This is a genomic window from Streptomyces hypolithicus (assembly GCF_052934925.1).
Genome location: NZ_CM128811.1, coordinates 3686641 through 3712756, shown reverse-complemented (window position 1 = coordinate 3712756; position 26116 = coordinate 3686641). Strand labels below are relative to the sequence as shown.

Below are 26116 nucleotides of genomic sequence, written 5' to 3'. Positions count from 1 at the left end.
CCTAGCCGTGCACCGCCATGATCGCGGCGGTCAGTGCCCCGGCCACATCGGGGATGGACGTGTGTGCGCCGTCGCGCACGATGTGACGACCCGCCACGATCGTGTGGCGCACGTCCGCCGCCGACGCCGCGAACACCGCCGTCTCCGCGCCGAACCGCGGCAGCGCACCGGCCGTGCGGACTGAGTCCAGGGCGATCGTCGTCAGGTCGGCGAGCGCCCCGCGCTCGATCGTGCCGGCGTCGGGCCACCCCAGGGCCGCGTGCCCGTCCGCCGACGCGGCGCGGAGCAGGGCCGCCGCCGTCCAGTGACCGCGCGTACGGGAGCGGAGGCGTTCGTTCAGTTCCATCGCGCGGGCCTCCTCCAGCAGATCGATCACCGCGTGGCTGTCGCTGCCGAGGGAGAGCGTGGAGCCGGCTCGCTGGAGGCGGGTCGCCGGGCCGATGCCGTCGGCCAGGTCTCGCTCCGTCGTGGGGCACATGCAGGTGCCGGTGGACGTGCCGCCGAGGAGGGCGATGTCCTCGTCGGTGAGGTGGGTGCTGTGGACGCCCGTGGTGCGCGGCCCGAGTACCCCGTGGTCCGCGAGGAGCCCGGTGGGGGTGCGGCCGTGGGCGGCCAGGCACGCCTCGTTCTCGGCGGTCTGCTCCGAGAGGTGGACGTGCAGCGGCGCCTCCCGGGCCTGGGCCCAGGCCGCGACCGTCGCCAGCTCGCCGGCCGGGACGGCCCGTACCGAATGGATCGCCGCGCCGATCCGGGCGTGGTCGCTCTCCCCCAGCAGCGACGCCCGCTCCGCCCAGGCCTCGGCCGTGCCGTCCGAGAACCGCTGCTGGTGGCGGTTGGGCGGGGTGCCGAAGCCGGCGGAGAGGTACGCCGTGTCGAGGAGGGTGATGCGGATGCCCGCGTCCGCCGCGGCGGCGATGAGGGCCTCCCCCATGGCGTTGGGGTCGGCGTAGGCGGCGCCGCCCGGCGCGTGGTGGAGGTAGTGGAACTCGCCGACGGTCGTGATCCCGGCCAGGGCCATCTCGGCGTACACCGCGCGGGCCAGGTCGAAGTACGTGTCGGGGGTGAGGCGGGAGGCGACGCCGTACATCACCTCTCGCCAGGTCCAGAAGGTCCCGGAGCCGACCTGCACCGTGGAGCGCAGGGCCCGGTGGAAGGCGTGCGAGTGGGCGTTCGCCAGGCCCGGGAGGGTCAGACCACGCAGGACGGTGGCGCCGGGCGGCGGGGCCGGGACGTCCCGGCGGACGGCCGTGATCCGGCCGTCCGACACGTCCAGTGCGACACCCGGCTCGACAAAAGTGTCGAGCCAGGCGTGCTCCAGCCAGTAGGTCACGTGCACGCGAGCCCCTCCAGTACGTCGGCGAGTGCGATGACCCCCGCGACGCAGTCGTCCTCGGCCGCGTACTCGGCCGGGGAGTGCGAGACGCCCGTGGGGTTCCGTACGAACAGCATGGCGGTGGGAACCGAAGCGGACAAAATACCCGCGTCGTGTCCCGCGCCCGTGCCGAGGACCGGGATCTCGCCGTGGAGCAGCTTCGCGAGTTCGTCGCGCAGGGCGTGCTCGAACTCCACCACGGGGGTGAAGGACTCCCGGGTGACGCGCAGGTCGATGCCGGCGCGGTCTGCCTCCTCGCGCGCCGCCTCCTCGATGCCGGCGACGACGCGGTCCAGAGTGTCCTGGTCGGCGGCCCGGGAGTCGAGCCAGCCGCGGACCAGGGAGGGGATCGCGTTGACGCCGTTCGGCTCCACGGAGATCTTCCCGAAGGTGGCGACCGCCCCGGCGAGCTGCGCCTCGCGGCGGGCCGCGAGAACGGTTTCGGCGTACGTCAGCATCGGGTCGCGGCGGTCCGCGAGGCGGGTGGTGCCGGCGTGGTTGGCCTCGCCGTGGAAGTCGAACCGCCAGCGGCCGTGCGGCCAGATGGCGGACGCGATGCCGATGGGGTCGTCGGAGAGGTCGAGGGCGCGGCCCTGCTCCACGTGCAGTTCGATGAAGGCCCCGATACGGGACAGGCGCTCCGGGTCCGGGCCGATGGCGGCCGGGTCGTAGCCGGCCGACTCCATGGCCCGGGGCAGGGTGACGCCGTCCGCGTCGCGGAGGCGGTGGGCGGCCTCGGGGGTGAGCTGTCCGGCTGCCAGGCGGGAGCCGACGCAGGCCAGGCCGAAACGAGCTCCCTCCTCGTCGCCGAAGTTGGTGATGGCCAGCGGTTTGGTGAACTCCACTCCCCTGCGGCGGAGTTCATCGAGAGCGGCGAAGGACGACACGACGCCGAGCGGGCCGTCGAAGGCGCCGCCGTCGGGGACCGAGTCCAGGTGCGAGCCGGTGACGACGGCCCCGCCGGCCAGCGGGTCGCCGTGCCACGCCCACTGGTTGCCGTTGCGGTCGACCTCGTAGGTCAGGCCGCGCGATTCGGCCTGGGCCTTGAACCAGCTGCGGCAGTCGGCGTCGGCGGCCGTCCAGGCGTGGCGGCGGTAACCCCCCGAGTCGGGGTGGCGGCCGATGGGGCGCAGGTCCGCCCACATCTCGTGGAAGCTGGCGGACGTCGGGGCGCCGGGGGTGTGGGGAGCATGGCCCGGGTCGGGGCGGGGGCCGCCGTCGGGGGTCATTCGCTCTCCCGCATCGGGATACGTACGCCCTGGGACTCGGCCGTGTTCTCCGCGATGTCGTAGCCCGCGTCGACGTGCCGGATGACGCCCATGCCCGGGTCGTTCGTCAGTACGCGGCGGATCTTCTCGCCCGCGAGCTTCGTGCCGTCCGCCACCGAGACCTGGCCCGCGTGGATCGAGCGGCCCATACCGACGCCGCCGCCGTGGTGGATGGAGACCCAGGACGCGCCCGAGGCCACGTTGACCATGGCGTTGAGCAGCGGCCAGTCGGCGATCGCGTCGGAGCCGTCGAGCATGGCCTCCGTCTCGCGGTACGGGGAGGCGACCGAGCCGCAGTCGAGGTGGTCGCGGCCGATGGCGAGCGGCGCGGCGAGGGTGCCGTTCGCGACCATGTCGTTGAACAGGGCGCCCGCCTTGTCGCGCTCGCCCTGGCCGAGCCAGCAGATACGGGCCGGCAGGCCCTGGAAGTGGACGCGCTCGCCGGCCATCTTGATCCAGCGGTGCAGCGATTCGTTCTCGGGGAAGAGGTCGAGCAGCGCCTTGTCCGTCTTGTGGATGTCGGAGGCCTCGCCGGAGAGCGCCGCCCAGCGGAACGGGCCCTTGCCCTCGCAGAACAGCGGCCGGATGTAGGCGGGTACGAAGCCGGGGAAGTCGAAGGCGCGCCCGTAGCCCGCGAGCTGGGCCTCGCCGCGGATGGAGTTGCCGTAGTCGAAGACCTCGGCGCCGGCGTCCATGAAGCCGACCATCGCTTCGACGTGCCTGGCCATGGACTCGCGGGCGCGCAGCGTGAAGTCGGCCGGCTTCTCGGCCGCGTACGACGCCATGTCGTCGAAGTCGACGCCGATGGGCAGGTACGCGAGCGGGTCGTGCGCGCTGGTCTGGTCGGTCACGATGTCGATCGGCGCGCTCTCGGCGAGCATGCGGGGCAGCAGTTCGGCGGCGTTGCCGAGCAGGCCGATGGAGAGCGGCCTGCGGGCGTCGCGGGCCTCGACGGCGAGCTGGAGCGCGTGCTCCACGCTGTTGGCCTTCACGTCGAGATAGCGGTGCTCGATGCGGCGCTCGATGGCGCGCGGGTCGGCGTCGACGCAGATCGCCACACCGTCGTTCATGGTCACGGCGAGCGGCTGGGCGCCGCCCATGCCTCCGAGTCCGGCGGTGAGGGTGATCGTCCCGGCGAGGGTGCCGCCGAACCTCTTGGCGGCGACGGCGGCGAAGGTCTCGTACGTCCCCTGGAGGATGCCCTGGGTGCCGATGTAGATCCACGACCCGGCGGTCATCTGGCCGTACATGGTCAGGCCGAGCGCCTCCAGGCGGCGGAACTCCTCCCAGTTCGCCCAGTCGCCGACCAGATTGGAGTTGGCGATGAGCACGCGCGGCGCCCACTCGTGAGTCTGCATGACACCGACCGGCCGCCCGGACTGGACGAGCATCGTCTCGTCCTGCTTCAGCGTCTTCAGGGTGCGCACCATCGCGTCGAACGAGCGCCAGTCCCGCGCGGCCTTGCCCGTACCGCCATAGACGACGAGCTTGTCGGGGTGCTCGGCGACCTCGGGGTCGAGGTTGTTCTGAAGCATGCGCAGGGCGGCCTCCTGCTGCCATCCCAGGGCGCTCAGCTCCGTACCGCGCGGTGCCCGTACGGGGCGGGGTCCTGACATGGGGTGCCTCCTCGCGAGTGACCTTTGACTATTCACATCCTTGCCCGCTGAATAGAACTAGTCAATACGCCGGGCCGCCTGCGCGCCGCCCGGAGCGGATGGTTGGCTGGAAGACATGCCTTCGCAGACCAGCGCCCCCGACGCCCCCGAACGCCGCGACCTGGCCGTACGCGCCGCAGTCGAGCAGGCCGTCGTCGGCCCCGACACCCCGGTGGCCGGGCTGCTCGACCTCGCCGGCGTTCGCGCGTCCGCCGCCGCCCTGCGCGCCGCCTTCGACGCGGTCGTCCCGGCCGGCACCCCGGTCCTGCACGCCTTCGCCGTCAAGGCGACCCCGCTGGTCCCGGTTCTGCGACTGCTGTACGAGGCCGGGGGCATCGGCGCCGAGGTGGCGAGCCCCGGCGAGCTGGCCCTGGCCCGCGCCGCCGGCGTACCCCCGCAGCACACCGTCCTCGACTCCCCCGCCAAAACCACCGCCGAGCTGCGCGAAGCCCTCGCCCTGGGCATCGCGCTCAACGCCGACAACCCCCAGGAGCTGGCCCGCATCGACGCCCTGGTGGGGTCGGGGCCTGTCGCGTCCCCGGTCGGGCTGCGCCTCAATCCGCAGATCGGCGGCGGCTCCATCGGCGCGCTCTCCACCGCCACCGCCACCTCCAAGTTCGGGGTGGCGCTGCGCGATCCCGGCGTCCGCGCCTGGGTCGTCCGCAGCTGCCTCGACCGCCCGTGGCTGACCCGCCTGCACACCCATTCCGGTTCCCAGGGCCTCGCGCTCGACCTGATGGCCGAGGGGGTGACGGTGGCGTACGAACTCGCCGAGGAGATCAACGCGGCGGCCGGTCGCCACCAGATCGACACCGTCGACATCGGCGGCGGCCTGCCCGTCAACTTCGCCTCCGACGACGAAACACCGACGTACGCCGACTACGCCCGCCTCCTCAAGGAGAAGGTGCCCGGCCTGCTCGACGGGCGCTACGGCCTGGTCACCGAGTTCGGCCGCTCCCTGCTCGCCAAGCACGGCACGGTCCTCGCCCGCGTCGAGTACGCGAAGACCTCGGGGGCCCGCCCCATCGCCGTCACCCACGCCGGCGTCCAGATCGCCACCCGCACCGTGTACGACCCGCAGTCCTGGCCGCTGCGCATCGCCGCGTACGACGCCAAGGGCCTGCCCAAAGCCGGTCCCGACGTCGGCCAGGACGTGGCGGGCCCGGCCTGCTTCGCGGGCGACCTGCTGGCGCAGAACCGGCCGCTGCCGCTCCTGGAGCAGGGCGACTGGGTCGCGGCGCTGGACACCGGCGCGTACTACATGACCGCGCACTACGCCTACAACAGCCTCGCCAGGCCCGCCGTCCACGGCTGGACCACCGGGCCGGACGGCGTGCGTTTCAGGGCCGTAAGGACCGCGCAGACGGTCGAGGAGATCGTCACCGAATCGGGCGGAGCCCACCGGGACACGCTGCTGTGAGGGCGGGCCTGCCCGGCCGCCCTGCTTCCATGGGGCCATGGCACCCAGAAGCGTCGTCGTCCGCCGCAGGATCGAAGCAACCCCGGAGCTCGTCTGGCCGGCTCTCACCGATCTGCGGGAGATGCCGCACGTGCTGAGCGGCGTGTCGAAGGTCGAGGTGCTGGCCCCCGCCGACGGCAGGTTCGGCGTAGGCACCCGCTGGCGCGAGACGCGCCGGATGATGGGCACGCAGGCCACCGAGGAGATGCGGGTGACGGCCTGCGAGGCCCCGCTGCGGTACGTCGTCGAGGCGCAGTCGCGGGGCACGCACTACGTCTCGGAGTTCGTACTGGCCGCCGCCGGGCCCGCCGCCACCGACGTGACGATGACGTTCTCGGCCGCCCCGCCGGACAGCGGCGTGGGCGGGCTGCTGGCGAAGGTCTTCACAGGCGTCGGCGCGAAAGCGGTGGGTAAGGCGGTCGCCAAGGACCTGGCGGACGTGGCCGCGCACGTGGAGGCGCGACACGGCTGAACCGCTGAACCGCTGATCCACAGATCCGCAGATCCGCTGCTCCCCTGATCCGCGCGCCGGCCGCATCGGCACGGCGTCGGCGCGCATCACCCGCACGGCCCCGGGCAGAACCAAGCCAGTCAACCCCGGGGGAGGCTCCCTTGTCCGTATCCGACACCACGCCCGACGCGTCGCCACCACCCGTCGACGAGACACCGCTCAAGCGCGCTCTCGGCCCGAAACTGCTGATCCTCTTCGTGATCGGCGACATCCTGGGCACCGGCATCTACGCCACCACAGGAAAGGTGGCGGGGAAGGTCGGCGGCGCGTTGTGGCTGCCGTTCGCGATCGGTTTCGTCGTGGCGATACTGACGGCCGCTTCGTACGTCGAACTCGTCGGCAAGTATCCGAAGGCCGCCGGCGCCGCGCTCTACACCCAGAAGGCCTTCAAGGTCCCGTTCCTCACCTTCATCATCGCGTTCATGGTGATGTGCTCGGGCCTGTCGTCCGCGAGCGCCGCCGCGCGCGCCTTCAGCGGCGACTACCTGGCGGAGTTCACGGACGCCGTGCCGCCGACGCTCGTCGCGATCCTGTTCATCGTCGTCCTCGCCGCGCTCAATCTGCGCGGTGTCTCGGAGTCCGTGAAGACGAACGTCGTGCTGACGGTCGTCGAGCTGACCGGCCTCGCGATCATCCTCGCGATCGGTGCGTACGCCGTGTTCACGGGCGAGGAGGATCCCTCGCGGCTCGGCGAGTTCCAGGCGACCGGCACCGGTTACGCCCTGCTGACCAGCGTCCTCGGCGCCACCGCGCTCGGCTTCTTCGCCTTCGTCGGGTTCGAGGACTCGGTCAACATGGCCGAGGAGACGAAGGACCCGCAGCTCGCCTTCCCGAAAGCCATCTTCATCGGCGTCGCGGTCACCGGCACCATCTACGTGCTGGTCGCGCTGATCTCCTCGCTGCTCGTCGAGTACACGACGCTGGAGAAGTCCAGCGGCCCGCTCCTTGAGGTGGTGAAGGCGGGCGGCATCGACTTCCCGCCCAAACTCTTCGCCCTGATCGCGCTGTTCGCGGTGACCAACTCCGCGCTGATCAACATCATGATGGCCTCACGTCTGTGCTACGGCATGGCCAACGAACGCATCCTGCCCCGTGCCATGGGTCGCGTACTGGCCAAGCGGCGCACGCCCGTCGTGGGCATCGTCTTCGTGTCGCTGCTGGCGATCGGCCTGGTTTCGACGGGCGAGATCGAGGGCCTGGGCGACACGACGGCGTTCCTGCTGCTCTGCGTCTTCGCCGTGGTCAACATCGCGGTGCTGGTCCTGCGCAAGGACCGGGTCGAGCACCGCCACTTCCGTACGCCCACGGTCTTGCCGGTGCTCGGCGCGATCACCGCGCTGATCCTCGCCAGCCCGCTCGCGGAGCGGTCGGCTGACGTCTACATCCGAGCAGGCGTGCTACTTGCGATCGGAATCGGTCTTTGGGCGATCAATAAAGTAGTTATGAAGGCACAAAACGAAAGCTAGCTGTCATGTACCCCTGGAAAATGCCAGAAGGCAGTGCCAGGACTCCTCCCTTTACGTAATCTCCTCGTCACTGCCCGGGGCAGACACATCCCGCCCCGGGCAACAGACATCCGCGTACCGCGCCGGAAGGGGGGTTCCGCATGCCCGGAATCGACGAGTGCCTGCTCGCCGCGATGACCCTGCCCGGCGCTCTGGGGGCCGCCCTGGTCGACTGGACCAGCGGGCTCGCGCTCGGCACGGTGGGGGCGTCGCCGAACGGTGACCACGAGGCGACCGCGGCGGAGACCGCGGAGCTGGCGCGGATGGCGGCCGAGCAGCAGGCCTTCGCCGGTCCGGGGGCGGGCGTCGATTCCGGGGCCGGCTCCGGCTCCGGCTCCGAGCCCGGCTCCGCCCCAGCCCGCAAGGGACCGGCCGTAGAGGACGTGATCATCACCGCCCCCAGCGGCTACCACCTGCTGCGCTTCGTCGAGACGACCTTCGACAGCAGCGTCTTCCTGCACCTGTGGCTCGACCGCGAGGAAGGCAACCTGGCCCTCGCCCGGCTGCGCCTGGCGAGCCTCGCCGAACGGCTGGTCCTGGGATGAGCCCAGCCATATCCCCGATGCTCGTCCGCCTGGCGGCCGAGCGGGCCACCGGCGCCCTGCTGCGCGACCACGGCACGCTCTATCTCGTGGACGGGCAGGTCGTCCACGCCGAGTCCCCCGCGGCACCCGGCATCGACGTCCTGCTCACCTCCACCGGGCGGCTGCCCGCCGAGGAGTGGCAGGAGGCCGTCGACCGGGCGGGTCCCCAGGGCCGGGTGGGTCGCTTCCTCGTCGACAGCGGCCGCCTAGCCGACGGCGAACTGGAGCTCTGCCACCTGGGCGCGCTCTACGACGCCGCCTTCTTCGCCCTCGCCCCCGGCAGCGGCCCCACCAGGTTCCGCTACGGGGTGGCCCACTGGATCGGCCCCGTACGCCCCGTATCGGCCGCCGCCGTGGAGCGCGAGTCCCGGCGGCGCAGACACCTGCTGGACAGCCTCTGGCCGTACCCGGAGACCGACACCGCGCCCGTGGTACGCCGCAGGGCCGCGTCGGGGCAGCCGGTCACCGCCCGGCAGCGGGCCGTCCTCGACCTCGCGGACGGCGACCGTACGCCCGCGGACATCGCGCGGGCGCTGGGCCGGCCGGCGTTCCACACGCTGATGGACGTACGCAGGCTCGCGGCGGCGGGCACGGTCGCGACACCCCGCGAAGTGCCGCCGCCCACGCCGCCGGTGCCCGCCTGGGTCGCGCGGGTCGGCGACGACCCGGACACCGCCCTGTTGCGCCGGCTTCGCGATGCCCTGGAGGCAAGTCTGTGATTCCCCGGTCCATCCGCGCGGCCCCCAGCGCCGCGTCATGAGGCTGCGCGCCCTGATACAACGCGCCGAAAGGAGAAGGCTGATGGCGCCACAACCCGAAGTGCTCGACGAGTTGCGGCAGTTGAAGGCCCGGGTGCCGCAGCTGACCGGCGCCCTCGTGGCCAGCGTGGACGGCCTCGTACTGGCCCACGACACCCCGACCGTGGAGGCCGAGGGGATGGCCGCGCTCACCGCGGCGGCGCTCGGCGTCGCGATGCGGCTGACGGAGTCGGCCGGCGGGGGCGGCTTCCGTGAGCTGCTGGTCCGGGGCGACGGCGGTTATGTGGCGACGTACGCCGCGGGATCCTCCGCCGCGCTCACCCTCCTTGCCGAGCCACGCGTGAACGTGGGCCGGCTGCACCTGGAAGCGCGCAGGGCCGGCGCCCGCATCGGCGAACTGGTCGACGGCCCCCGGGAGAACGCGTGACCACACCGAAACGCACCACGGCAAGCAGATCCGCATCCAGCAGGAACACCACCGGACGAAAAGGAAGTGCGACGCTCATGGCCAACACCGAAACCGCGCTCAAGGAAGCGATGACCAGCATCGAGGGCACCCTCGGCGTCGCCCTCGTCGACTACACCAGCGGCATGGCCCTCGGCACCCTCGGCGGCGGCAAGGACCTCGACCTGGCGGTCGCGGCGGCGGGCAACACCGACGTGGTGCGCGCCAAGGTACGCACCATGGAACACCTCGGCCTCAAGGACGACATCGAGGACATCCTGATCACCCTCGGCGGCCAGTACCACCTGATCCGGCTCCTCAAGGGCCGGGGCACCAACGGCCTGTTCCTCTACCTCGCACTGGACAAGGCGCGGGCCAACCTCGCGATGGCCCGCCACCAGCTCAGGCGGATCGAGGCCGAACTCGAAGTGTGACGGCCGGTGCTCAGCCCGCTCCCCGCTCCCGGCAGTGGCGGTGCGCGGCGCGGCCTACTCGACGAACAGGCCGCGCGCCGCCGCCTTCGCGTCGAACTCCTCCAGCCGCGCCTGCGCGTCCGGCAGCCCGTCGCACATCGCCTCCAGCAGCACCCGCCCCAGCAGCATCGGCGCGCACGCCGTGTCGAAGGCGAGCCCGGTGCCGACGGCGGCCGGGATCAGCAGATCGCTGTGCCCGGCCACCGGCGCGAAGGCGGAGTCGGCGACCGTCACCACGGTCAGGCCCTGCTCCCGCGCGTACGCCAGCGTGTCCACGACCTCGCGCGGGTGCCGAGGCAGCGCGAAACACAGCAGCGCGCTCGCTCCCGCGCGGCGGGCCGCGTCGATCCGGTCGGCGAGCATCGTGCCGCCCTCGTCGAGCAGCCGTACGTCCGGATGCACCTTGGCTGCGAAGTACGCGAAGCCGCGCGCCTGCGAGGAGGCGGCACGCAGACCGAGCACCGGCAGCGGGCGGGAGGCGGCGAGCACCCGGCCCGCCTCCTCGACGGGACGCGGGTTCGCGAGCAGCTCGGCGAGGTGGCGGAGGTTCTCAATCTCGGCGTGCACGGCCTGCTGGTACTCGTTGAGCTCGCCCCCACCCCGCGAAGCCTCGGCGGGCACGGCCTCGCGCAGGTGCTTGCGCAGCGCCGGATAACCGTCGAAGCCCAGCGCGACGGCGAACCGCGTCACGGACGGCTGACTGACCCCGGCCAGCTCGGCAAGCTCCACACTCGACAGAAACGGCACGTCGGCGGCCCCCCGCACCATGCAGTGCGCGATCCGCCGCTGGGTCGGCGTGAGCCGGTGCCCGTCGAAGAGCTGCTGCAACCGCGCGGCCGGGCTCTCGCTCATGCCATTCCCCTCAGACGCACCTATTCACTCACCCACAATTCCGCATGACCATATGCAGCCAAGCCCCACCCGCACCACCCGGTACCGGCTGAGGGCCGTCGCACCCGGGCACCCTGCTCGGCGGCGCCCTTCCCTGGCTGCTCGGAGTCGGCCCCGACCTCGGCGCCGGGCTGAGCGAAGCCACCTCCGAGCTGGTGCTGCCCCCTTCCGTCCCGCTACTGCTGGGCGCAGCGGTCGAAATCGCCTTCGTGACGTACGTCTTGACCGCTCTGCCCGAGCCGCCCCGGCCGGCGGCCACCCTGCGCGACGTACTCCGAGCCATCCCGGTCACCGTCGGGGGCGGACTGCGTCTGGGTGGCCGCGACACGCTGGTCCGCCGGGTATTCCTCAGCGCAGGGGCCGCCGGCAGCGCCCTGGCCGCGATCGAACGCACTGCTCACGCCGGGACGTGCTGTGGCCCTCACCGGTGGCCGAGGACGCCTTCGCGCCCTGGATGGCCCAAGCCCAGCAATCCGCCCAGCACCTTCATGACAGGGCCGAAGACACCGAAGCCCTGCGACGGTGGGCCACGGCGACAATCAACGAGTGCCGGCAGCAACTCAAACTGAAGCTGGACACCGCGCCGGTCAACGACCTCTTGAGAGGCTGAGACTGACGCTTGTTCTTTATCTACCAAGATCTTCCAGGTCTGCCGATGGCCTTGCGGGTCTCGGGGCGTTTGAGGGTTTTGCCGACGTCGTAGCGGGGTGCCCGGTGTTCTTGGCGCCGGGTGGGCGTCCGGGGCCGGTGCCTGTGGGTTTGGGAACACGGGTCGGGCAGGCGAGGTGAGCTCGGATGTTCCTGAACCCCCGGCGGACCCGGGCCGGGGTGAGCCGGCCGGAGGTAGCGGGCTTCTCCCACGGGCGGCGGAGGTCCTCGGCGAGGGGACGGGCGAGCCGGAGCTGGGTGTGGGCGACGATCAGGAGCCAGGTCCAGCGGTCCGCGGCCTCGGGCGTGCGAAGTTTCGGGGTGGTCCAGCCGAGGGTCTGTTTCGCGAAGCGGAAGGTGTGCTCCAGATCGAAGCGGCGTAGAAACGCCTGCCAGCAACGGTCCACATCGCCCGGGGCGGCACCGGTCTTCGAAGACCACAACCACACCGGCGGAGCATCCCGTTCCTTCGACAGATGCTCGACCTTCAGCCGGGATCCGAGGTGCTGACCGAGATCATTCTCGCGAACAGCACTGTGGACTTGGGGGCTGGCATCGATCCTGTCCGGTGGGCTACGTTGTGCGGCGATGACTACCGGGACGGCATTGCGCCACACACGAATTGGTGACCCGGCGCTCCTCTGAGCGCCGTACGGGCCGGTGCTGGCCCGCTGTTGGATCGAGGATCTGGCGCTGCTGCGCGGGCTCCACCTCCTGTCGTGTTGATCACAGTTCGACACGTCAACCACGAACAGGAGAACTCATGCCCACCAAGACGCTGCACATTGCCACCGCGGACGGCCAGGCCGACGCTTTCGCCGCCTTCCCCGACGGTGGTGAGCGGCACCCAGGGGTGCTGATGTACGCGGACGGCTTCGGCATCCGGCCCGTGCTGCGGGAGATGGCCCGCGAACTGGCCGGGCACGGGTACTACGTGCTCGTCCCCAACCTCTTCTACCGGCACGGCCCGGCACCGGTGATCGAACTTCCCGAGCACATCGGAGAAGAGGTCCGGCCCGCGGTCTTCGCCCAGCTGATGCCCTTGATCGAGGCGCACACCGCCGAACGTGTCCTGAGCGACGCCGACGCCTACCTCAGGTTCCTCACCACGCAGCCCGAGGTCGGCGCCGGCCCGGTCGCGGTGACCGGCTACTGCATAGGCGCCCTCCTGGCGATGCGCACCGCCGCGGCCCACCCCGGCCAGGTGGCCGCCGTCGCCGGATTCCACGGCCCCGTGGGCGCCGACGGGCCCGGCAGCCTCGCCAAGCTAACCGCCCAGGTCCACCTCGGCCACGCCGAAGGCGACCTGACACCCGAGGCCCTCGGCGAGCTCAACCAGGCCCTGGACGCCGCGGGGGTCGTCTACACCTCCGAGATCTACCCCGGCACCATCCACGGCTTCACCATGTCCGACACCGACGCCTTCAACCCCGCCGCGCTGCAGCACCACTGGGACCGCCTGCTGTCCCTCCTCGACCGCACCCTGGCCAACAGCTGAGGCTCCGGCTCGGAAACCAAACCCGAGGTACATGGCTCCGGAGTCCTGCCGTGGCAACGGTCTCTCCTCCCTAAAGACGGAGTGGGGGGCCGGCCGCGAAGCGGCAAGCCCCCACTGGTCAGGCGTCGGTGTAGTCGGCGATGACGTCGAGCGTGGACTCGACAGAGTTGGGCTGGGTGTTCAGGTGCTTGATCCACCGGCCCCTGGGCTGAAGGGCAGCGTGCGGGGCAACTGTCCCGGTGATGAAACGGCGGATCTCGGTGAGCTTGCCGCGGATGATCGCGACCTCGTATGCCTGGAGCTCGGCGGGGTCGGGGCAGAACTTGTAGCCGTCTGGTCGCGTCCAGATCAATGGCGGCCAGCCGTGTTCGGTGATGACGTCCCGCAGGCAGGCCAGGCCTGAGCGGGTTTGATGGGGTGACAGTTCGCTGGATCTGACCGCTTACGTGGTCTGCGACTTGAGCCCGCCGTGCTGGGGTCCGCGCCAGAGCGGGAAAGGGGGGATAGCCCCACTGCCACGGCCGCGCCCGATCCGTAGCGTTGCCGGGTATGGAAGCCCGCGACGCTGAGCTGAAGAAGGAACTCGACGCCACCTTGCACGCCCGCAAGGAGCTGGGTGAGGACTACGAGTCCGCGCTCGTCGAATCGTTCCTGGAGAAGGTCGAGCAGCGGCTCGACGGTACGGTCGACCGCCGCGTACGGCGACAGCTGGCCGAGCGGCAGACGGCGGTCGCCAGGGGCGGCACCGCGGCGCCGCACAGTACGTCGCACTTCGGCGAACGGTTCGGGTTCGGCGCGGTCTCGCTGGTCCTCGCCATCCCGCTCTCGGCCATCGGCGCCGCCAACGCCGGCATCGCGGGCCTCGTCGTCGCCTGGCTCGGCATCGTGGGCGTCAACGCTGTGCACGCGGCGCGCGGCCGGCCGTGGCTGCGCAAGTCCCGCGAGCGGTCCGGCTGGGAGGACTAGCCATGCGGGCGGGTGCGGGGGCCGAGCCGGTGTACGTCCTGCTCGGAGAGCAGCAGCCGGGGTGCTGTGCGGCGCAGGCCCGCGAGGAGTGCGGAGGCGGTGCGGTGATGCGCGTGACCGGATCGCGGTTCTCCGCGACCCGGTCACGGTCGGCCGCGACGGGAGCGACTATCGCGCGGTTTCGCCCTCAGTCCCGGCCACGGCGCCGGTCCCGGCTTCTACTTCGGCGAAGACTTCCTCGGCGTCGGTGACCGTGATCGCCCGGTCGAACCAGTGGTCGAGAATGTCGAGGTCGGCACAGCCGGTGATCCGGTCCCAGACCCCCCCGGTGACGGGAATGCCGCGGCCCGCCAGCAGCCGCAGAATCGACTCCGCCCTGCTCTTGGCCTTGCCCTCGGCTTCGCCTTCGCCTTGCCCTCCAGGCAGGTCTCCTCGATGAGGGTGCCGCGGCCGGGGAAGTAGGTGCCTACGCCCATCAGGTTCCTCCAGATGTCTCTCGCCGGGGTTTCCCCCAGGCCGATCTCCAGCAGTTCCGAGTAGTACGCGACGGACTCAAGGTCCGCTGTTCCCAGGGCACGCGCCGGTCCCTCCGGCGCTCCGCGCGTCCGGCCCGAGGATCGCAGTCCCGCCCGGCCTGAAGGCCGGGATTCCCTGCGAGGATCAGGGATGCCCGGACGCTACGGTCGGCCGGAGGCCGGGGTCCGGCCCTCGGCGTACGACAACCCGACCGGGTGACCGTCGGGCGGCCCGGCCGGCGAGGGCGGACGCGGGCGGACGCGGGCACGGTACGAGGGCGATCTCCGCCCACACCGTCTTGCAGGGGGCAGGCGCCGGGATTACGCCCCAACGGTCCGTGAGCGCGTCGACCAGGAGGAGCCCGCGGCCGGACTCGTCGTCCGTACCCGGAGGCTGGGCAACTGGCATGCGGTCACCGCGCGTATCCGTGACTTCGATACGGAGCGTGTCCTCGGTCGCGGTGAGCGCCAGCCGGAAATCCCGGCCCGCCACGCGTCCATGACAGGCGGCGTTCGTGGCCAGCTCGGCGACGACCTGGGCGGCGTCCTCCATGGGCAGCCCCCAGGAACGGAGTTGCTCGGTCGCGAGCAGCCGGGCGAGCCGGGCGCCCCGGCGAGTGGAGGAGAGCTGGCCGGCGAACTGGCGCGTTCCGGCGCGAGGCTGGGTGATTTCTTGTTTCACATCACTCAGCGTGGCCGGATATGTCTACGCCGAATAGCGACGGTGCATGTACGGACGGTCACTGCCCAGCGGTGGTAGGGGCCTGTCCAGCCGGTACGGGCCAGGGAAAGGCCGTGGCGTACGCGTCGAAGGGCTGACCCGAAACACCGAGCCACCGCGCCGACAGCCTGAGAGGCTGTCGGGTGGCCGGTTGTGAGCGGGGCGTGACCGGTCACTCCGGTCGTCAGGCATGACGAAGGCCCCGGAATGATCACGCGGTGTGTATACGTGCGACAACTCCGGGGCCGTCAGCGGCTCATGCTATCCGTCCAGTCTCACCGATGCGATGTGGGCCATCGTCAAACCCCTGCTTCCTGTACCTGACCAGCGAAAAGGCGGTGGGATACGCAGGTACGGGGACCGGCTGGTGCTGGACTCGATCTTCTACGTGCTGCGGTCCGGCTGCCAGTGGCGGATGCTCCCGCACGACTTGATGCCCTGGGATGCCGCGCACCGCTGGTTCGCCAAGTGGCGTCGGGACGGCACCTGGGACCGCATCCACGACGAGCTCCGCCGCCAGGTCCGGATCGGGGCCGGGCGCGATCCCGAGCCGTCGGCCGCCGTGATCGACGCCCAGTCGATCAAGACCAGCGAGGGCGGCGAAGCCCGCGGGTTCGATGCGGGCAAGCGAACGACAGGGCGCAAGAGGCACGTGATCGTGGACACGATGGGCCTGCTGCTCGTCGTCGCGGTCACCTCCGCGTCCGTGCAGGACCGGGCGGGAGGCCGCATCGTCCTGGACCGCCTCGCGAAGGCGTTCCGCACCAACAGCCTGGTCTGGGCCGATGGCGGATACGCCAACTCCGTTGATTCCACACTGCTTTCATGGGCCCGGGACGCGTTGGGCATCGTGGTCGAGATCGTGAAGCGGACCGACGACGTCAAGGGCTTCAAGGTCCTGCCCCGCCGCTGGGTCGTAGAGCGAAGTTTGTGCGCCACGAGGCGCTCTGTTTGTATCCCCGGTTCAACCGGGAGGAACTCGGAAGGAGGTTTCTGGGCCGAATGACTTACCTGGATCCGAAAGGTGAAGGGGACAACAGCATGTCAGAAAACCAGTGACCGGGCTCAGTTGTCAGAGACGGTGTGCTGGGCGGCCCGCGCGATATGGCGAAGACTGGATTGTTTGAAGCCCAATCTCCAGAAGATGCAAGTTCCCATCCGCCGGAAAGACGGCTGAAACCGGCGCCGCGCTCTGCCCTGGGTTCGATACTTGCCCGGTGCACTTCCGGAGCACGGAGCGATGCCCAGCGAGGGCATTCAAGGAGATGAATGGGACGCCTAAGTCGCGCTAGAACGTACAGACAGAGACGAACGTGGGATCGCCTACGGGACGCGAGTCCTACGGCGACGGAGGCCCCGTAGTAGTCGCCGGAGTAACGACCGGCCAAGGAGGACGGGAAAGCCGTCCGCATTGGGCGAAGGGGGCCAGGTGATTCGGACACCGAGACTCGGGAGGTATGCGAAATGCAGAGCGCCGAAACGGTGCTGGGTGTCCTGCGTGAGCGCGGCCGGCGTGGCCTGCCGTGTGACGAACTGTATCGACAGATGTTCAACCCGCAGTTGTATCTACTGGCTTACGGGCGCATCTACGCCAACCACGGTGCGATGACACCCGGAGTCACGAAGGAAACAGTGGATGGCATGTCCCAGCGGAAGATCGGACGCATCACTGATGCAATGCGCCACGAGCGTTACCGATTCCGTCCAGTGCGACGCGTAAATATTCCCAAGAAGAATGGGAAAATGCGGCCACTGGGATTGCCGACGTGGTCGGACAAACTTGTCGGCGAAGTCGTACGCCTCCTGCTGGAAGCGTATTACGAGCCGACGTTCTCCGGCCACTCCCACGGGTTCCGGCCCCGGAAGGGATGCCACACTGCCTTGCGCGAGGTGGCTCACACCTGGACCGGAACCTCTTGGTTTGTCGAGGGTGATATCGCCGACTGCTTCGGAAGTCTGGACCATGAGGTCCTGCTCTCGATTCTTGGGGAGAAGATCCGAGACAACCGGTTCCTGCGGCTGGTGCGGAACATGCTGACGGCCGGATACGTAGAGGACTGGAGGTGGGGAGCCACGCTCTCCGGAGCACCGCAAGGCGGAGTGACCTCCCCGGTTCTGTCCAACATCTACCTGCACCAGTTGGACGAGTTCGTTGAGAGAGTTCTGGTTCCGGAACACACCCGAGGAGAGCGCCGGGCTCGTAACCCGCAATATCTCGCGGTGGCCAATCTGTTGGCGAAAGCACGCCGACGCGGTGATCGGGTCGAGGCCCGCCGACTGCGTCAGCAGATGCACAGCCTGCCAAGCGCCGATCCTGACGATTCGGCATTCAGGCGGCTGCGCTATGTGCGCTACGCAGACGACCACCTGCTCGGGTTCACCGGACCGAAGGCCGAGGCCGAGGAAATCAAACAGCGACTGGCGACGTTCCTGCGTGAAGAACTCAAGCTGGAACTCTCCCAGGAAAAGACGCTGATTACCCATGCCCGCACCCAGGCGGCACGGTTCCTCGGCTACGAGATCACAACCCAGCAGAACAGCAGCAAAATCACCCGCGGCCGCCGTGTGGTCAACGGACAGATTGCGCTACGTGTCCCGCTGGATGTGATCAAGGCCAAATGTTCCCCCTACCTTGCTCACGGAAAACCCGCGAAGCAACCGGCTCTGATGAACAGCGACGACCACGCAATTGTCGCTACCTTCGGAACCGTCTACCGGGGAATTGTCCAGTACTACCTGTTGGCCGGTGATGTATACCGACTGCATCGTCTGCAATGGGTCATGGAGACCTCCATGCTCAAAACCCTTGCTGGCAAGCACCGTTCAACGGTGTCGAAGATGGCAGCGAAACACAAGACCATCTTGGAGACACCGAACGGGCCGCGTGTTGCTTTCGAGGCCCGCATCGAACGAGAGAACAGGAAACCACTGGTTGCACGGTTCGGTGGCATTCCACTCCAACGTCAGCGGACGGCGGAACTCGCCGATCGTGAGCCGGTCCGAGTGGACTATCCGCAGAGGGAGCTCATCGCGAGACTTCTGGCGGATACGTGCGAGATCTGTGGAAGTAAGGGCAATGTGCAAGTGCACCATGTCCGAGCGCTCGCCGACCTCGCACATGCCGGATGGCAGCCCTCTGACTGGGCGCGCGTCATGCTTCAACGGCGTCGCAAAACGGTTGTGGCTTGCGACACTTGCCATGACCGAATCCATGCAGAACGGCCTGTCAAACCACTCACGCAGTAATCACTGGAGAGCCGGATGACAGGGAAACCGTCATGTCCGGTTCGGCGGGAGGCCGCGCGGAAAAGGACCCGTCTCGACGGGCACCTCGTTGCGCGGCCCACCCATCCGGCTGGCTGGTCCGAAACCGCCGGCTGGCCCGGGACTACGAACGACTGACCGCAACCTCCGAGGCCATGATCAAGGTGGCGATGATCCGCCTGATGCTCGTCCGCCTCGCCGGGCAGTCCTCCCGGTGGAGCCACGAACCCCACCGCAAGACCGCCCGAGCCAAGACCGCCGAGGACCTCATCGCAGCGTAATCAACCGGCCACCCGACAGCCTGAGCCCCTGCCCCGTTGATCCGGGGGCAGGGGCTCAGGCTGTCGGGGCCGCCTTGGAGCCGTCGAAAAGATTCCGCGAGGACCGCCGCACCCCCGGTTGCCCGGGGGGCGGGACGACGGCGGTCCTCGCGAGGGGCGCGGGCCGGGTCAGGACCGGCCTCGCGTCCAGGCGTCCATGGAGGTCCGGGAGCCGCTCCGGTTGTCCGTGACGCCGACAACAACCACAGTGGCGGACGCGTGTTAAGCCGGTGCTGCGTGAACGTGTCGCGCTCGTACCACTTTCGCGAAGGCGCGGCTTGGACCTCCCGTTACTGCGCCGGCTTCGCCAGGAAAGCCAGCAGGTCCTGACGGCTCACCACGCCCGTCGGCTTGCCCTCGACCAGCACGATGGCCGCGTCGTGCTGGCCCTTGCTGCCCAGCACCGCCATCAGGTCCTCGACCGGCTCCCCGGAGCCGACCTGCGGCAGCGGCGCGCTCATGTGCTTGTCCAGCGCGTCGCCGAGCTGGGCGCGCTGCGCGAACAGGGCGTCCAGCAGCTCGCGTTCGACGACCGAGCCGATGACTTCGGCGGCCATGACGTCCGGGTGGCCAGCGCCCGGCTTCACGATGGGCATCTGCGAGACGCCGTACTCGCGCAACACCTCGATGGCCTCGCCGACGGTCTCCTCCGGGTGCATGTGCACCAGGTGGGGGATGACGCCGCCTTCCTTGTACTTCAGTACGTCGGCGACCCGCGATGTCTTCTCGCCCTCGTCGAGGAAGCCGTACGAGGCCAGCCATTCGTCGTTGAAGATCTTCGAGAGGTAGCCCCGCCCGCTGTCCGGCAGCAGTACGACCACCACGTCGTCCGGGCCGAGCCGCTCCGCAACGCGCAGCGCGGCGACGACCGCCATGCCGCAGGAGCCGCCGACCAGCAGGCCCTCCTCCTTGGCGAGGCGGCGGGTCATCTGGAACGAGTCCTTGTCGGAGACGGCGACGATCTCGTCCGTGACGGTCGCGTCGTACGCCGAAGGCCAGAAGTCCTCACCGACGCCCTCGACGAGGTACGGCCGTCCCGAGCCGCCCGAGTACACCGAGCCCTCCGGGTCCGCGCCGATGATCTGCACCTTGCCGTCGCTGACCTCCTTGAGGTAGCGGCCGGTTCCGGAGATCGTGCCGCCCGTGCCCACGCCCGCGACGAAGTGGGTGATCTTCCCGTCCGTCTGCGTCCACAGCTCGGGGCCGGTGGTCTCGTAGTGCGAACGCGGGTTGTTCGGGTTGCTGTACTGGTCGGGCTTCCAGGCGCCCGGCGTCTCGGTGACCAGGCGGTCGGAGACGTTGTAGTACGAGTCGGGGTGCTCGGGGTCGACGGCCGTGGGGCAGACGACGACCTCGGCGCCGTACGCCCGCATCACATTGATCTTGTCCGTGGACACCTTGTCCGGGCAGACGAAGATGCACTTGTAGCCCTTCTGCTGCGCCACGATGGCCAGGCCGACTCCGGTGTTGCCGGACGTCGGCTCGACGATGGTGCCGCCGGGCTTGAGAGCGCCGCTCTCCTCCGCCGCCTCGATCATGCGCAGGGCGATCCGGTCCTTCACGGATCCGCCTGGGTTGAAGTATTCGACCTTGGCCAGGACTGTCGCCTGGATGCCGGCCGTCACGCTGCCCAGCCTCACAAGCGGGGTGTTGCCGACGAGGGTGATCATCGAGTCGTGAAATTGCACGGTGCGCTCCGGGGTCTCCGTGATGGTGCGACCCAGCGTAAAGGGCCCGGCGACGGTGCGTTCACCTCTGGGGGAGATTGAACAGAGCCCACTACCGGGCAGTAAGCACATGAGAAGGAGCGCCTGAGGCTTCGAGGAGGTGGCTGCGACTGTGTCGAGAGCAAGGGTGGCACGGCGGATCGCCGCGGGCGCGGCGTACGGAGGCGGTGGCATCGGCCTGGTCGGTGCGGCGACGGTGGGGATCTTCCTGGCCGAGGTGCAGCTGGCGAAGCGGTCGGTGGGCGGCGGGGGCGGGGCGCCGGTGCCGCCACCGGCGGACGGGCTGTACGGCATGCCGCTGGCGGGGCTTGCGATGGAGCCCCCGCTGCGGCTCGGCATGCTCGGCGATTCCACGGCGGCCGGGCAGGGCGTACGCCGGGCGGGGCAGACGCCCGGGGCGCTGCTCGCGTCGGGGCTGGCGGCGGTGGCGGAGCGGCCGGTGGCGCTGCGCAATGTGGCGCAGCCGGGGGCGCGGTCGGACGACCTGGAGCGGCAGGTCACCGCGCTGCTGGTGGACCGGGCGGGGCTGCCCGACGTATGCGTGATCATGATCGGTGCGAACGACGTGACGCACCGGATGCCGGCCACCCAGTCGGTGCGGTGCCTCGCTTCCGCGGTACGGCGCCTGCGGACGGCCGGGGCGGAGGTGGTGGTCGGGACCTGCCCCGACCTGGGCACGCTCGAACCGGTCTACCAGCCGCTGCGGTGGCTGGCCCGGCGGGTCTCGCGGCAGCTCGCGGCGGCGCAGACGATCGGCACGGTGGAGCAGGGCGGGCGCACGGTGTCGCTGGGCGACCTGCTGGGGCCGGAGTTCCTGGCGAACCCCAGGGAGCTGTTCGGGCCGGACAACTACCACCCGTCGGCGGAGGGGTACGCGACGGCGGCGATGGCGGTGCTGCCGACGCTGTGTGCGGCGCTGGGTCTGTGGCCGGAGTCGGACCGGCTGGACGCTTCGCGCGACGAGGGGATGCTGCCGGTCGCGAAGGCGGCGGCGGAGGCGGCGTCCGCGGCCGGCACGGAGGTGTCCGGGGCGCGGGCGCCGTGGGCCCTGCTCAAGCACCGTCGCCGGCGGCGGCTGCCGACGCCGGCGGAGGAGCCGGCGGTGCATCCGGAGGTGCGGCGGGCTTGAGGGGACCCGGGGGCTCCACCTGGGACCCCGGCCCGCCGCACGGATCCCCCGCCCGGGACCCCGACCCTTCGCCCCGGACCCCGGACCCCGATCGGCGTCTCGATCGCGGACCCCGGCCCTTCGCCCCGGACCCCGATCGCCGTCTCGATCGCCGGACGGGCTGGAGAATTCAGCCCCTCCGGCCGGCTGCGTGCGGGCCGGGTGGCTGAGCGGGCGCTTAGAAAAGAGGGGCGCATCACATCGCGTCCTGGGTGACCCCGGCCTTACGTACGGGTAACTTCCCAGTCAGCCCTGCCTCCCAGTCTCATGGAGCCGTCATGCCTGAAGCCGTGATCGTTTCCACCGCCCGCTCCCCCATCGGTCGCGCCTTCAAGGGCTCGCTCAAGGATCTGCGGCCCGACGACCTGACCGCCACCATCGTGCAGGCCGCCCTCGCCAAGGTTCCCGAGCTCGACCCCCGCGACATCGACGACCTGATGCTCGGCTGCGGTCTGCCCGGCGGGGAGCAGGGGCACAACCTGGGGCGCATCGTCGCCGTACAGATGGGGATGGACCACCTGCCGGGCTGCACCGTCACCCGGTACTGCTCCTCTTCCCTCCAGACCTCCCGCATGGCGCTGCACGCCATCAAGGCCGGTGAGGGCGACGTCTTCATCTCCGCCGGGGTCGAGATGGTCTCCCGCCAGGTCAAGGGCAGCTCGGACGGGATGCCCGACACGCACAACCCGCTGTTCGCGGACGCGGAGGCCCGTACCGCCGAAGTCGCTGCGAGCGAGGGCGCCGACTGGCACGACCCGCGTGCGGACGGGCTCGTCCCCGACGCGTACATCGCGATGGGGCAGACCGCCGAGAACCTGGCCCGCCTCAAGGGCATCAGCCGCGCCGAGATGGACGAGTTCGGCGTACGGTCGCAGAACCTCGCGGAGCAGGCCGTCAAGAACGGTTTCTGGGAGCGCGAGATCACCCCCGTGACGACCCCCGACGGGACCGTCGTGTCGCGGGACGACGGCCCCCGCGCCGGCGTCACCCTGGAGGGCGTGCAGGGCCTCAAGCCGGTCTTCCGCACCGACGGCCGCGTCACCGCCGGAAACTGCTGCGCGCTCAACGACGGCGCCGCCGCCCTCGTCATCATGAGCGACACCAAGGCGCGCGAGCTGGGCCTGACGCCGCTGGCGCGGATCGTGTCGACCGGTGTCTCCGGCCTGTCGCCCGAGATCATGGGGTACGGCCCGGTGGAGGCCAGCAAGCAGGCGCTCCAGCGCGCCGGGCTGAGCATCGGCGACATCGACCTCGCCGAGATCAACGAGGCCTTCGCCGCCCAGGTCATCCCGTCCTACCAGGACCTCGGCCTGGACCTGGACAAGCTGAACGTCAACGGTGGCGCCATCGCCGTCGGGCACCCCTTCGGCATGACCGGCGCGCGCATCACCGGCACGCTGATCAACAGCCTCCAGTTCCACGACAAGCAGTTCGGCCTGGAGACGATGTGCGTCGGCGGCGGCCAGGGCATGGCGATGGTCGTGGAGCGCCTGAGCTGACCCTGCGCGCTGACCCTGCGCGCTCCCCCGGCCACGCCCCGCTGCGAAGGGTCCGTGCGCCCCCGTCGCGCCCAGTTCGTGACCCAATCTCCCCCAGGATGTGATGTATCTCCTGGGGGAGAGCCATATCCGCAGGTCAGCGCCGGTTACCTACCCAACGCCGGGCCCAAAGACCTGTCCGGTTCGTGACGTAATGCACTGACAGATGGCGCAGGCTCAGGACAAGCTGATGTAGGAAGTCGGGGGATCGATGAAACCGGGAGTAAGTCAGTGAGCGCCATGTCTCTTGCCCTGTTGCTGACCACGGCCGTGGGCGCCGCTGCCCTGCACGCAGTCCACGGACTCCGCAAGCAGGTCACGGCCCTGCGTGCCGAGCTGACGGCAGCGGCCGCTACCGGCCGCCCCGGAGCCGCCGTCCCCCAGCAGACCCGTGCCGCCGACGCGGACGGGATACGGACCGCGGTGGCCGAAGCGCTCGCCGAGGAGCGGGAGCGCGAGCTGGCCGAGGCGCGCGCCTTCTGGGCGGCGCAGGAGGCCCGTGACGCGGCCGACGCCCCTTCGCTGCTGGGCGGCCTGCCCGGCCTGAGCGACGAGGGACCGGCGTTCTTCGTGCCGCGCCAGGCCGACTTCGCGGGCCTTGAGTCGTTCGATGCGTACGACGCGCTCGACGCGCTCGACAACGCCGAAGCGTTCGAGGGGGCCCTGGAGGGCCTGGACTCGCTCGATTCCGTCGGCCGCGGCGACTCACTCGGCTGCGCGGAGGAGTCGGCGCCGGCCGACATGTTCCCCGAGGACTCCCCCGAGCTGGCCGCCGCCCGTCGCCGCCACCCCTCGCACCCCGACTTCGTACCGGTGCAGACACCGGTCGTCACGGACCACGAGCGCACCGTGACCCGCCTCGAAGAGCTCGCGGCGTCCCGTACCGCGCTCACCGACGTGCGCCCGGGGCCGCTCGGCACCCTCGACGTGTACGTCTTCACCGACGGTACGACGCTGTGCATGACCCCCGGCCACCGCGAGACCGCCGAACGCCTCGCCGCGTCCCTGCGCGACGGCCTGGCACCGGTCCTGCTGGGCGGCTCGGGCATCTCGGGCGCGTACGCCCTGACGTTCGCCTGCGGCGAGGACAGCGTCTACATTCTCGCGGACCGCGTCATCGCGTCGGTCTGACCGTCGCGCCGCACCCCTGAAACGCGCTAGAGCTGCGCCCGCCCCGCGGCGGCGTTCACCAGACGCACGGCCTCGTCCCGCCCGGTCGCGGCGGACGGGGCCGCTTCCTGTGGGCCTGCGAGCGCGAGCGCCAAATCATGTCCCGCTACGCAGAGTTGATTGGCGACCACGAACACGCCCGCGTCCGGCATGACCCGCGGTTCGGCCCCTGGCTCCTCGACGCGCTGCGCGCGCAGGGCCAACTCCCTGGCCAGCGCGAGCCCTTCGGCGGCCGCGCCGCGTTGCAGGCGGCTCTGCGGGGCGGCGCGCAGCCGGTCGGCGAATCGGTCCACGGCGGCCGTAAGGGGCGTTGTATCGAGCACGCCGCGACCCTACGCGCCCTCCCGGCACTGTTGCCAACACGCGAACACTCAGGCACGGTGACGTGAAGGAGCACTCGCGCGAAGCGTCCGGAGGCGCCGAATGTCCCAAGTCTTCTCCGAAGAGACCCACCGAAATCTGCTCTCCCGCATCCCTCAATGCACCGGTCGTGAAATCTCCGACTGGCTCCGCGCCGTGGACGACGGGCCCGCCCTCTTCCGCTTCGACGAGAAGGTGAGCTGGCTCAGGACCGAACACAACCTCGCCTACGGGCACGCGAAGGCGATCATCCACGAGCACGACCTGAGGCGCGCCGCCCGGCGCCTGCTGTAGAGGAGGTGCCGCCCCGCCCGCAAGAGCGGGCCTGGCCACGCTCCCGACACGCGGAAGGGCCCGCCCGGCGGATGGCCGGACGGGCCCTTCGCCGCGTCAGCGCGCGGCTGCGCGACCAGGAGCCTAGGCCACTAGTCGTTCCCGCTGAGGATGGAGACCAGCCTCAGCATCTCGAGGTAGATCCACACCAGAGTCATGGTGAGGCCGAAGGCGGCCATCCAGGACTCCTCGCGCGGAGCGCCGTAGGCGACACCGTCCTCGACCTGCTTGAAGTCCAGGGCGAGGAAGAGCGAACCGAGCAGGACGCCGACGAGACCGAAGATGATGCCCATGGTGCCGCTGCGGAAGCCGAGGCCGTCCCCGCCGCCGAAGACCATGAACAGCAGGTTCACGGCGGTGAGCACCATGAAGCTGATCGCGGCGATCATCAGGTAGCGCGTGAAGCGCTGGGTGACGCGGATGATCCGGGTCTTGTACAGGAAGAGCATGGTGACGAAGACCGCCATCGTGCCCAGCACCGCCTGCATGGGGGCACCCGACGACACCTTGGTGTCCACGAAATTACTGAGGGCGCCGAGGAAGATGCCTTCGAAGGCCGCGTACGCCAGGATCAGCGCGGGGACGGGCTTCTGCTTGAAGGACTGGACCAGGGCGAGCACCAGGGCCACGAGAGCGGCGCCGATGGCCAGGCCGAGGCCGACGTTCATCACCCAGGCGACGGTGGCGCCGGCGACCACGAGGCCGAGCGTGATGCCCGTCCGCGCGACGACGTCGTCCATCGTCATCACATTGCCGCGTGCGGGCGCCTGCGGGGCGCCGTACTGCGTGTCCTGCTGGGCGTACGGGTTGGTCGCGTACGGGTTCGGGGCGCCCTGGGCGTACGGGTTGCCCTGCGTCGTACCGACGGCGGGGCCCCCGGCCTGCGGCGCCGCGTTGAAGCCCGCGGTGCCGTTGTCGCGGCTGAAGCCCCGTCGCGAGAAGACCGGGTTGCTGCTCCTCATCTCAC

26 protein-coding genes and 2 pseudogenes are annotated in these 26116 nt (G+C 70.3%); 17 read left to right on the top strand and 11 right to left on the bottom strand.

Annotated features, from left to right (window positions below):
* Window position 1: 1 nt before the first annotated feature.
* The 3 genes from ACU6WZ_RS17560 to hutU are packed head-to-tail and all read right to left on the bottom strand — an operon-like array spanning window position 2 to window position 4256.
* The gene (locus tag ACU6WZ_RS17560; protein ID WP_447028992.1) at window positions 2–1336 is read right to left on the bottom strand and encodes a formimidoylglutamate deiminase; all 1335 of its coding nucleotides are present in this window, start codon (window positions 1334–1336) and stop codon (window positions 2–4) included.
* Window positions 1327–2601, bottom strand: a complete 1275-nt coding sequence (locus ACU6WZ_RS17555; RefSeq protein WP_447028991.1) for an allantoate amidohydrolase — start codon at window positions 2599–2601, stop codon at window positions 1327–1329. The genes ACU6WZ_RS17560 and ACU6WZ_RS17555 overlap by 10 nt, the downstream gene beginning before the upstream one ends.
* A complete protein-coding gene (gene hutU / locus ACU6WZ_RS17550) occupies window positions 2598–4256 on the bottom strand; it encodes a urocanate hydratase (protein WP_447028990.1) in 1659 nt (552 codons plus the stop codon). The genes ACU6WZ_RS17555 and hutU overlap by 4 nt, the downstream gene beginning before the upstream one ends.
* 115 nt (window positions 4257–4371) lie before the next feature.
* Here hutU and ACU6WZ_RS17545 point away from each other — a divergent pair, with 115 nt between their 5' ends.
* The 7 genes from ACU6WZ_RS17545 (at window position 4372) to ACU6WZ_RS17515 (ending at window position 9991) form a co-directional block, all read left to right on the top strand.
* On the top strand, window positions 4372–5715 hold the full coding sequence (locus ACU6WZ_RS17545) for a type III PLP-dependent enzyme domain-containing protein (protein WP_447028989.1): 1344 nt from the start codon (window positions 4372–4374) through the stop codon (window positions 5713–5715).
* Between the two features lie 37 nt (window positions 5716–5752).
* Window positions 5753–6226 (top strand): SRPBCC family protein, encoded by a 474-nt coding sequence (locus ACU6WZ_RS17540; protein ID WP_447028988.1) that lies wholly within the window; start codon window positions 5753–5755, stop codon window positions 6224–6226.
* A gap of 140 nt (window positions 6227–6366) precedes the next feature.
* Entirely contained in the window at window positions 6367–7731 is a 1365-nt protein-coding gene (locus ACU6WZ_RS17535; RefSeq protein WP_447028987.1) for an APC family permease, read from the top strand.
* Between the two features lie 140 nt (window positions 7732–7871).
* Window positions 7872–8315: a hypothetical protein gene (locus tag ACU6WZ_RS17530; RefSeq protein ID WP_447028986.1), complete on the top strand. Its 444-nt coding sequence runs from the start codon at window positions 7872–7874 to the stop codon at window positions 8313–8315.
* A complete protein-coding gene (locus ACU6WZ_RS17525) occupies window positions 8312–9073 on the top strand; it encodes a transcriptional regulator (protein ID WP_447028985.1) in 762 nt (253 codons plus the stop codon). Before ACU6WZ_RS17530 ends, ACU6WZ_RS17525 begins: the two co-directional genes overlap by 4 nt.
* A gap of 37 nt (window positions 9074–9110) precedes the next feature.
* Window positions 9111–9539, top strand: a complete 429-nt coding sequence (locus ACU6WZ_RS17520; protein WP_447028984.1) for a roadblock/LC7 domain-containing protein — start codon at window positions 9111–9113, stop codon at window positions 9537–9539.
* Window positions 9540–9616: 77 nt separating this feature from the next.
* Complete coding sequence (locus tag ACU6WZ_RS17515; RefSeq protein ID WP_447028983.1) at window positions 9617–9991, top strand: hypothetical protein; 375 nt, start codon at window positions 9617–9619, stop codon at window positions 9989–9991.
* Between the two features lie 54 nt (window positions 9992–10045).
* Here the strand turns inward: ACU6WZ_RS17515 and ACU6WZ_RS17510 are convergent, their stop codons facing one another.
* Window positions 10046–10882 carry a MurR/RpiR family transcriptional regulator gene (locus tag ACU6WZ_RS17510; RefSeq protein WP_447028982.1) on the bottom strand — a complete coding sequence of 279 codons (837 nt, stop codon included), beginning with the start codon at window positions 10880–10882 and terminating at the stop codon, window positions 10046–10048.
* A 215-nt stretch (window positions 10883–11097) separates the two neighbouring features.
* Entirely contained in the window at window positions 11098–11322 is a 225-nt protein-coding gene (locus ACU6WZ_RS17505; RefSeq protein WP_447028981.1) for a hypothetical protein, read from the bottom strand.
* A 26-nt stretch (window positions 11323–11348) separates the two neighbouring features.
* On the opposite strand from ACU6WZ_RS17505, the gene ACU6WZ_RS17500 reads away from it, so the two are divergent.
* The gene (locus ACU6WZ_RS17500; RefSeq protein WP_447028980.1) at window positions 11349–11531 is read left to right on the top strand and encodes a hypothetical protein; all 183 of its coding nucleotides are present in this window, start codon (window positions 11349–11351) and stop codon (window positions 11529–11531) included.
* A gap of 20 nt (window positions 11532–11551) precedes the next feature.
* Here ACU6WZ_RS17500 and ACU6WZ_RS17495 read toward each other — a convergent pair.
* A pseudogene (locus tag ACU6WZ_RS17495) lies at window positions 11552–12063 on the bottom strand (NF041680 family putative transposase); the annotation flags it as partial.
* A gap of 269 nt (window positions 12064–12332) precedes the next feature.
* Here ACU6WZ_RS17495 and ACU6WZ_RS17490 point away from each other — a divergent pair.
* On the top strand, window positions 12333–13067 hold the full coding sequence (locus ACU6WZ_RS17490) for a dienelactone hydrolase family protein (RefSeq protein ID WP_447028979.1): 735 nt from the start codon (window positions 12333–12335) through the stop codon (window positions 13065–13067).
* Between the two features lie 118 nt (window positions 13068–13185).
* Here ACU6WZ_RS17490 and ACU6WZ_RS17485 read toward each other — a convergent pair whose 3' ends face one another.
* The gene (locus ACU6WZ_RS17485) at window positions 13186–13419 is read right to left on the bottom strand and encodes a hypothetical protein (RefSeq protein WP_447028978.1); all 234 of its coding nucleotides are present in this window, start codon (window positions 13417–13419) and stop codon (window positions 13186–13188) included.
* Between the two features lie 197 nt (window positions 13420–13616).
* Between ACU6WZ_RS17485 and ACU6WZ_RS17480 the strand changes: the two genes are divergently transcribed.
* Window positions 13617–14033 carry a hypothetical protein gene (locus ACU6WZ_RS17480; RefSeq protein ID WP_447028977.1) on the top strand — a complete coding sequence of 139 codons (417 nt, stop codon included), beginning with the start codon at window positions 13617–13619 and terminating at the stop codon, window positions 14031–14033.
* A gap of 660 nt (window positions 14034–14693) precedes the next feature.
* Here the strand turns inward: ACU6WZ_RS17480 and ACU6WZ_RS17475 are convergent.
* On the bottom strand, window positions 14694–15230 hold the full coding sequence (locus ACU6WZ_RS17475) for an ATP-binding protein (RefSeq protein ID WP_447028976.1): 537 nt from the start codon (window positions 15228–15230) through the stop codon (window positions 14694–14696).
* A gap of 325 nt (window positions 15231–15555) precedes the next feature.
* Here ACU6WZ_RS17475 and ACU6WZ_RS17470 point away from each other — a divergent pair, with 325 nt between their 5' ends.
* The 3 genes and pseudogenes from ACU6WZ_RS17470 to ACU6WZ_RS17460 all read left to right on the top strand — a co-directional run.
* Window positions 15556–16275, top strand: a complete 720-nt coding sequence (locus ACU6WZ_RS17470; RefSeq protein ID WP_447028975.1) for an IS5 family transposase — start codon at window positions 15556–15558, stop codon at window positions 16273–16275.
* A 458-nt stretch (window positions 16276–16733) separates the two neighbouring features.
* Window positions 16734–18515, top strand: a complete 1782-nt coding sequence (locus ACU6WZ_RS17465) for a reverse transcriptase/maturase family protein (RefSeq protein ID WP_447028974.1) — start codon at window positions 16734–16736, stop codon at window positions 18513–18515.
* Between the two features lie 107 nt (window positions 18516–18622).
* Window positions 18623–18814 (top strand): annotated as a pseudogene (locus ACU6WZ_RS17460) (hypothetical protein); the annotation flags it as partial.
* Window positions 18815–19143: 329 nt separating this feature from the next.
* Here ACU6WZ_RS17460 and ACU6WZ_RS17455 read toward each other — a convergent pair.
* Complete coding sequence (locus ACU6WZ_RS17455; protein WP_447028973.1) at window positions 19144–20541, bottom strand: cystathionine beta-synthase; 1398 nt, start codon at window positions 20539–20541, stop codon at window positions 19144–19146.
* Window positions 20542–20707: 166 nt separating this feature from the next.
* Here ACU6WZ_RS17455 and ACU6WZ_RS17450 point away from each other — a divergent pair, with 166 nt between their 5' ends.
* The 3 genes from ACU6WZ_RS17450 (at window position 20708) to ACU6WZ_RS17440 (ending at window position 24417) form a co-directional block, all read left to right on the top strand.
* Complete coding sequence (locus ACU6WZ_RS17450) at window positions 20708–21709, top strand: SGNH/GDSL hydrolase family protein (protein ID WP_447034095.1); 1002 nt, start codon at window positions 20708–20710, stop codon at window positions 21707–21709.
* A gap of 317 nt (window positions 21710–22026) precedes the next feature.
* Complete coding sequence (locus ACU6WZ_RS17445; RefSeq protein ID WP_447028972.1) at window positions 22027–23247, top strand: acetyl-CoA C-acetyltransferase; 1221 nt, start codon at window positions 22027–22029, stop codon at window positions 23245–23247.
* Window positions 23248–23526: 279 nt separating this feature from the next.
* Window positions 23527–24417 (top strand): hypothetical protein, encoded by an 891-nt coding sequence (locus tag ACU6WZ_RS17440; RefSeq protein WP_447034093.1) that lies wholly within the window; start codon window positions 23527–23529, stop codon window positions 24415–24417.
* 26 nt (window positions 24418–24443) lie between these two features.
* Here the strand turns inward: ACU6WZ_RS17440 and ACU6WZ_RS17435 are convergent, their stop codons facing one another.
* Window positions 24444–24779 carry a hypothetical protein gene (locus tag ACU6WZ_RS17435; protein ID WP_447028971.1) on the bottom strand — a complete coding sequence of 112 codons (336 nt, stop codon included), beginning with the start codon at window positions 24777–24779 and terminating at the stop codon, window positions 24444–24446.
* A gap of 100 nt (window positions 24780–24879) precedes the next feature.
* On the opposite strand from ACU6WZ_RS17435, the gene ACU6WZ_RS17430 reads away from it, so the two are divergent.
* The gene (locus ACU6WZ_RS17430; protein ID WP_447028970.1) at window positions 24880–25110 is read left to right on the top strand and encodes a DUF4287 domain-containing protein; all 231 of its coding nucleotides are present in this window, start codon (window positions 24880–24882) and stop codon (window positions 25108–25110) included.
* 131 nt (window positions 25111–25241) lie between these two features.
* Here the strand turns inward: ACU6WZ_RS17430 and ACU6WZ_RS17425 are convergent, their stop codons facing one another.
* The gene (locus tag ACU6WZ_RS17425) at window positions 25242–26111 is read right to left on the bottom strand and encodes a Bax inhibitor-1/YccA family protein (protein WP_447028969.1); all 870 of its coding nucleotides are present in this window, start codon (window positions 26109–26111) and stop codon (window positions 25242–25244) included.
* Between the last annotated feature and the right edge of the window lie 5 nt (window positions 26112–26116).